Origin of the sequence: Erwinia sp. (genome assembly GCF_031978025.1) — a bacterium.
Lineage (GTDB): Bacteria > Pseudomonadota > Gammaproteobacteria > Enterobacterales > Enterobacteriaceae > Erwinia.
This window is the reverse complement of the sequence record NZ_DALZCD010000203.1, coordinates 1-4,537: the sequence shown is the minus strand read 5'-3', so window position 1 is coordinate 4,537 and position 4,537 is coordinate 1. Positions and strand designations below refer to the sequence as shown.

Sequence of the window (4,537 nt, the reverse complement as noted above, 5' to 3'; positions counted from 1 at the left end):
ATCGTGCCTTTACCGGCCTGGGTTTCGGCAAACGGGATCTGATGGCGTTCGGCAAACTGCCGCAGCGCCTCGCCCGCTTCGGAGTATTTCACGCCGCCGCCGCAAACTATCAGCGGCTTGTTTTTACCGGCGATCAGTCTCAGCGCCGCCGCCAGCTGGGCTTCCGTAGGCAGACGACGATCGAGCAGGTGCACACGCTTCTGGAAGAAATAGTCGGGGTAATCCCAGGCTTCGCCCTGCACGTCCCGCGGCAGCGAAAGGGTAACGGCGCCGGTTTCGGCCGGATCGGTCAGTACGCGCATGGCGTTGATACAGGCAGTCATCAGCTGTTCCGGGCGGTTGATCCGATCCCAATATTTGCTGACCGCGCGAAACGCGTCATTCGTGCTGATGCTGAGATCGTGGCTCTGTTCAATCTGCTGTAGCACCGGATCGGGCTGACGGGTAGCAAACACGTCGCCGGGCAGCAGCAGCAAAGGGATACGGTTAGCGGAGGCGGTGCCCGCGGCAGTGATCATATTAGCTGCACCGGGCCCAACGGAAGAGGTACAGGCGATGATCTCGCGACGCAGCTTCTGTTTGGCGTAGCCAATGGCGGCGTGCGCCATGCCCTGTTCATTACGGCCCTGACGAACCACCAGATCGCCGCTGTCCTGTTCCAGCGCCTGTCCCAGCCCCAGCACGTTGCCGTGGCCAAAGATGGCAAAAATCCCCTTCACGAATTTGGTTTCGACGCCATCCACCGACAGATACTGATTGTCCAGAAATCTGACTAAAGCCTGTGCCGTGGTTAATCTGATCTTGCCCATTTGCTCTTCCTTACGGTCGGGCGACAGACCGCCGGTCTGCCGCGCTTCGCCTGAGTAATCGCCACTGCGGTAATGGCCGAAAATGAAACGTGAGGCGATTATAAACAAATATTTTTTTCACTAAACCACATTACAGAAGAAACATTTCATTTTGCGAGAGAGATCAAATTATGCTTTGAAACGCCTGTCGCTAACGCATGTTTTCTGGCCGCCAGACTGTTGCCTTACCTTAGAAAGAAAATGATAACTATTAAATATATATATCAGTCAGTTAAGCGAAACAGAGCCCCTTGTTTTGACGCTTTTATTGTCTGTAGGAATCGTTACAAACGGCGGGGTAACAGGGCAGCGTCGGCGCAGAATGCGAGAGTTTTAGCCACTTCACATTTTTGGGGTATTAATTTCATTCCAGGTTGAAGTTGAAATATTTATTCCCCATACTGATTTGCACCTCATATCCGGACGCCGCTATGCGTTCAGGAGGATGCGCTGATATAGCGCGGCTGGCCTATCACAGAAGGAAAACAGAATGAGTACACAACAGAAGCGGCTTGATGTGATCTGTATCGGGCGCATTGCCGTTGACCTCTATGGTCAGCAGATTGGTGCCCGACTGGAAGATATGAGTACATTTTCCAAATATCTTGGCGGTTCGTCCGGCAATGTCGCTTACGGTACGGCAATTCAGGGCCTGAAATCCGGTATGTTAGCTCGCGTAGGCGATGAACATATGGGGCGCTTTCTGCGGGAAGAACTGCAGCGCGTAGGGGCAGATACCGAATGCCTGATCACTGATAAAACCCGCCTGACGGGTCTGGTGATCCTTGGGATCAAAGATCAGGATACCTTTCCGCTGGTGTTTTATCGTGATAACTGTGCCGACATGGGCCTGACGCCCGAAGACATCCAGGAAGATTACATTGCCTCTTCTCGCGCCGTAGCAGTTACCGGCACGCATTTGTCTCATCCTGATACCCGCGCCGCCGTCCTGAAGGCGCTGGAAATCGCTCGCCGCCACGGCCTACGCACCGCGCTGGACATTGACTACCGTCCGGTACTGTGGGGACTCACTTCGCTCGGCGATGGTGAAACCCGCTTTATTGAATCCAGCCACGTAACGCAGCAGCTGCAGGAAGTTCTGCACTATTTCGATTTAGTTGTCGGCACTGAAGAGGAGTTTCATATCGCCGGCGGCAGTACCGATACGCTAACCGCACTCAAAAATGTTCGTCAGGCAACCAAAGCGACGCTGGTTTGCAAGCGTGGCGCGCTGGGCTGCGTCGTGTTGGAAGGCGAGATCCCGACAAGCTGGGAGCAGACGAAATTGCAAAGCGGCGTGCGCGTAGAAGTCTTAAACGTCCTGGGCGCGGGCGATGCTTTTATGTCCGGCCTGCTGCGTGGCTGGCTGAACGATGAGAGTTGGGAACAGGCGTGCCGTTACGCTAATGCCTGTGGTGCGCTGGTCGTTTCACGCCATGGCTGCGCACCGGCGATGCCGACCAAAGCCGAGCTGGATGATTTTCTTAGCCGCGATAAAGAAGTAAAGCGTCCCGACCTGGACAGCCGCCTGAATCATCTGCATCGCGTCACCACGCGTAAACAGCAGTGGCCGGAACTGTGCGTATTCGCTTTTGACCATCGTAAACAGCTGGTGGATATGGCAAATGAGGCGGGCGTGGATACCAGCCGCCTGCCGGAGCTGAAGCTGCTGCTGCTGCGCGCGGCGCAGGAAGCGGCCACGGAAGCAGGGCTGGATCGCCGCAGCGGCATTCTGGCCGACACCACTTTTGGACAATCCACGCTAAATGCCATCACCGGCGAAGGCTGGTGGATCGGTCGGCCAATTGAAATGCCGGGCTCAAGGCCGCTGCGCCTGGAGCATGGCAATATTGGTTCACAACTGGTGGACTGGCCGCAGGAACACGTGGTGAAATGCCTGGTTTTCTATCATCCGCACGACAGCGCAGAGCTGCGTAAAGAGCAGGACGAACTGATTCTTGATGTCTGGCAAGGCTGTAATAAAACCGGCCATGAATTGCTATTGGAAGTGATCCTGCCAGAAAGTAATCCGGATAAGAAAGAGTCTTACTATCTGGATATGCTGAGCCACTTCTATTCGCTGGGTATTCAGCCGGACTGGTGGAAACTGCCGCCGCTAAGCCTGGAAAGCTGGCAGGCAATTAGTGGTCTGATTGAGCAGCAGGATCCCGGGTGCCGCGGTATCTTAATCCTGGGACTGGACGCACCAGAAGAGAAGCTCAGGGCAGGATTCGCGGCAGCCGCGCAGGCGCCGTGGGTAAAAGGCTTTGCGGTAGGCCGCACTATTTTTGGCCAGCCTTCACGCCAGTGGCTGCAAGGCGAACTCAACGACGAAGCCCTGATTGCTGAGGTAAAAGGTAACTATCTTCGCCTGATCGACTACTGGCGCGAAGTCCGTCCTGCGACCTGATTTTCTGCTGTTTATCCGTACTGCTAACGACATTTCCCCTTCGCTGGCAGTGCGGTTATTTTCACCTCTTTTTTCCTTTCCTTTCGTTCTACGCGTTTAAAAAAGGCAAACGTCTGTAAAGAAGCGTCGATCGTGTTTTTTTCTGTGATGCAATTCATATAGCGATGAAATAGAACCGCTGAATTCCGTTAGCAAGTGAAATTTTTTGTTCATCTGATAGAATAACCGTCAGAAGAATAGGACTAAATTTTAGCGAGCCTGAGTTAATGACTATTACCCCAACACAGCTTTCCTTGTTACAGGATGACATTCGTCGTCGCTACGATACCCTGAGTAAGCGCCTTAAACAGGTTGCTCGCTATATCCTTGATAACAGCAACAGTATCGCTTTTGACACCGTTGCCTCTATTGCCCAACAGGCCGACGTGCCGCCTTCTACGCTGATTCGCTTCTCGAATGCCTTTGGCTTCAGCGGCTTCAACGAAATGAAGCAGGTGTTTCGTCAGCATTTGATGGAAGAGACCGTTAACTACACCGAACGCGCCCGCCTGTTCCGACAGACCTCAACGGATGAAACGGCTACGCCACCGGAAAGCCCGGCTGAAATTCTTAACGTTTTCACGATGGTCAATTCCCAGGCGCTTCAACAGCTGGCGATGCAGACTAATCCGGAACAGCTGAATAAAGCGGTAGAACTGCTGGCGCAGGCGGAAAACATTTATGTCATCGGCCTGCGTCGCTCGTTCAGCGTGGCTTCCTACCTGACTTATGCGCTGCGCCATCTGGAACGTCGGGCTTTTTTAATCGATGGCCTCGGCGGCATGTTCACCGAGCAGCTTAGTATGGTTAACCCTAAAGATGTGGTGATTGCTATCAGCTATTCGCCCTACGCACGTGAAGCTGTCGAGCTGGTAGAGCTGGGTGCCAAGCGTGGCGCGCAACAAATTGCCATTACCGATAGCCAGGTTAGCCCGCTGGCCGCCTTCAGCGATGTCTGCTTTGTGGTACGCGAGGCGCAGGTCGACGGTTTTCGTTCACAGGTCGCTTCGCTGTGCCTTGCACAAACGCTGGCCGTTTCTCTGGCACTGAACAACGCCAAAGCCTGACCGCCCGCCCGACGGCAGTCAAACCCGCATCGGGCGGTAGACCGAAACTGCCAGGCATTACGTCAGCGCCCGCCGTTTTACCGGGCAATCACTGATAAAGCCCCGTAACCTGCTGCGCTGTGCATCAGCAATTTTCTTCACTCTGACGGCACCATATTTACATTCGGGCGTTC

3 protein-coding genes are annotated in these 4,537 nt (G+C 54.2%); 2 read left to right on the top strand and 1 reads right to left on the bottom strand.

The features are described from left to right. Positions 1–809 (bottom strand): thiamine pyrophosphate-binding protein (locus RTK32_RS15540; protein WP_312045542.1); only part of this gene is annotated, 809 nt, incomplete at its 3' end. Between the two features lie 529 nt (positions 810–1,338). On the opposite strand from RTK32_RS15540, the gene iolC reads away from it, so the two are divergent. Together iolC and RTK32_RS15530 are read left to right on the top strand one after the other, a co-directional pair. Further along, a complete protein-coding gene (gene iolC, locus RTK32_RS15535) occupies positions 1,339–3,258 on the top strand; it encodes a bifunctional 5-dehydro-2-deoxygluconokinase/5-dehydro-2-deoxyphosphogluconate aldolase (protein WP_312045540.1) in 1,920 nt (639 codons plus the stop codon). 266 nt (positions 3,259–3,524) lie between these two features. Further along, positions 3,525–4,364 carry a MurR/RpiR family transcriptional regulator gene (locus RTK32_RS15530; protein WP_312045538.1) on the top strand — a complete coding sequence of 280 codons (840 nt, stop codon included), beginning with the start codon at positions 3,525–3,527 and terminating at the stop codon, positions 4,362–4,364. Positions 4,365–4,537: the final 173 nt, after the last annotated feature.

Bases quoted from the DNA above. Each gene is read 5' to 3' on its own strand.
- iolC (WP_312045540.1), top strand. From the start codon at position 1,339: ATGAGTACACAACAGAAGCGGCTTGATGTGATCTGTATCGGGCGCATT.
- RTK32_RS15530 (WP_312045538.1), top strand. From the start codon at position 3,525: ATGACTATTACCCCAACACAGCTTTCCTTGTTACAGGATGACATTCGT.